Origin of the sequence: Chamaesiphon sp. OTE_8_metabat_110, assembly GCF_031382685.1 — a bacterium.
Taxonomy (GTDB): Bacteria; Cyanobacteriota; Cyanobacteriia; order Cyanobacteriales; family Chamaesiphonaceae; genus Chamaesiphon.
The window spans coordinates 1-2442 of the sequence record NZ_JANMZA010000335.1 but is presented as its reverse complement, the minus strand read 5'-3'; the positions used below and the strand labels follow the sequence as shown (position 1 = coordinate 2442).

The window sequence follows — 2442 nt, the reverse complement described above, 5'->3', positions numbered from 1 at the left end:
GTAAATGTCCAGCAAAGGTACCATTACCAGAAGCCACAGCAGTTACCCTGGCATCAATCCCTGTGGCAACATTCCGATAATCGATGGTCGCACGACTGTTTCCAGGGCCTAATGTAAGGCCAGCAAAGCCGGAAGCAAGGTTATTGGCGGTAGTTGCAGCACCAAAATTCAGGTCTACGGCATGAGCGTTTTCAGATTGGATTGCTGTGCCAGCAACAGCTAAAGACAGTACGGAAAAAAAGACTGAACGATTGAGTTTGGTATTGCTGAATGGGAAGGATGTTATTTTCACGATCGGGGTATTTGTATGTTTGCAAAGATGTATCAATTATGTCTAAAGTAAGCTATTATACTTATGAAGGTTGAAGTACTCACAGCAAAACTAAGCCAAATTACTTAATACTCCCACTGATATTACCCATCAAAGGAGAAATCCATAAGCTAGGAATCCGTACTTGTACGATCGACACCTTCAGCGTACACTTAGAGACTGCATAAAAAGTATTCAAGATCGGCGATCGCCAGCGAATCTCGGCATCACTAGTAAAAACCGATCGATTCTAAATTACAAGATATAGATGAGCGTAATTAGGATTCAAAAATCGAGCTGAGATCCATCGCCAAACCGGGCAATACATCTTCCCCGCTCAAGGTAGCAGGCGATTCTAATATTTCTACATCCCGTCCGAGCCGATAGATCTCTACCTGTTGCTGTTGGGGGTTGATTAGCCAGCCTAGACGCACTCCATTCGCTCGATACTCCTCCATCTTTTCTCTGAGAGTCTTGAGACTATCACTTTGAGATCGTAGTTCGATGACAAAATCGGGGACTAGCTCAGGGAAAGTAACCCCACGCGGAAGTTCATCGGCTGTTGGTTTCCCAATCCAGGTGACATCAGGCGATTTGACTGCGCCATTGGGCAGAGTAAAGCCACCAGATGAGTCAAAAGCTCTTCCCAATCTGGTTTGACGATTCCAAGCCCAAACCTCCCCGAACAAGTCTCCATTTTGCTCTGAACTTTCTAGCGCGACTGGTACCATTGTTATCAATTCTCCATTAGCTGTCAGCTCCAGTCGCAGTTCTGGGTTATCTTGGCAGAGCATCTCGAACTCTTCATGAGTAACTCGCAGGGTGATGCTGTGAATATCTAGTAAGAATGGTTTGGCTGCTAATGACTGCATAAACTTATCCCGAACTGACGTTATATAGCTATTCTAAAACCCCGCGATCGATTCATACAGATCGGGCAGATCGTTTTCAATCAAAATCATGTCCTTGGCTTGGCGGTGTTCGGGACTGGTGAGATATGCCAGCGCTAGATCGCGATTGGGAAATTCCATTAACTTATCGGGAGCTAATCCACCTTCGAGCAATCCGGCTTTGAGTGCTTCCTTATTAGTATCGCCAATGACAAGTGCCAGATCGCAGATTGAGGCAGCTTTGAGCGCCACCTGACGGTTCTCGGCTGCTTGAATTTCGCCGAGTTCCACCATGCCGGGAGTCATCAAGATTTTGCGCCCACCTTCAAGGACAGCTAGGACTTCGAGCGCGGAGGCAAACCCGATCGGGTTAGAGTTGTAGGAGTCGTCGAGTATGAAACCATCGCCGTTTTTGCGGAGATTGAGACGACTATTCGCAGGTTCGAGATTGTAGATTGCTGCGATGACATAATCGGGATCTTTACCGAGGGCGCAAGCCATCGTGAAGGCACCGACGAGATTGGAGAGCATCGGTACTCCCAGCAGTTTGGTGAAGCCGGGATACTCTTTCCCTTGCCAATGAATCGTATATGTGGTGCCCTCCATACTGGCTTTGATATCCGACATCCAGCAGTCGAGATGTCCGATCTCTGGTTCTAAACCGTACAGGAGAGTGGTGGCTTTGGGATAGTCTGTCGCCATTTGGCGCGCGCCAGGATTGTCACCATTACAGACGAGTAAGCCATCGGCGGGAATAGCTTGGGCGAGTTCGCACTTGGCTTTGTAGATATTTTCGGCACCGCCAAAGCGTTCGAGGTGCATCACGCCGACAGCGGTAACTAGTCCCGCATTCGGTGGAGTAAAACGGCACAATTTGGCGATCGATCCGATTTGATACGCGCCCATTTCGATGATGGCGAGCTGCTGTTGGGGTTTGAGATTTTCGCGAATTTGGCGGGTGATGCCCATTTCGGTATTGATACTACCGGGCGTCCAAAATGTCGGCTCGATCGCTTCTAAAATACTCCCTAAGATGGCTTTAGTACTGGTTTTGCCATAACTACCAGTAATCCCGATCGTGTAGGGCTGATAGTCGGCGAGGATGTCTTTAGCTTCTTGCAAGAATGCCTGCTGTTTCTTGAGTTCGTTCGGCCATAAAATCCCATTGGCGATCGCAATCCAGATCGGGGATGATTGAATTACACCAACTGCGACGAGCCAATAAATATAAATGCTGTCGCC

3 protein-coding genes are annotated in these 2442 nt (G+C 48.0%); all 3 read right to left on the bottom strand.

Features of this window, described 5'->3' with window-relative positions; translation table 11 throughout:
• On the bottom strand, nt 1–292 hold a 292-nt coding region (locus RMO52_RS12435; RefSeq protein ID WP_310414578.1), incomplete at its 3' end, for a hypothetical protein.
• A 296-nt stretch (nt 293–588) separates the two neighbouring features.
• On the bottom strand, nt 589–1182 hold the full coding sequence (locus RMO52_RS12430; protein WP_310414574.1) for a Uma2 family endonuclease: 594 nt from the start codon (nt 1180–1182) through the stop codon (nt 589–591).
• A gap of 33 nt (nt 1183–1215) precedes the next feature.
• Nucleotides 1216–2442 (bottom strand): UDP-N-acetylmuramoyl-tripeptide--D-alanyl-D-alanine ligase (locus RMO52_RS12425; RefSeq protein ID WP_310414570.1); only part of this gene is annotated, 1227 nt, incomplete at its 5' end.

Coding starts and splice junctions, on each gene's coding strand:
- RMO52_RS12430 (WP_310414574.1), bottom strand. CDS start 1,182: ATGCAGTCATTAGCAGCCAAACCATTCTTACTAGATATTCACAGCATC.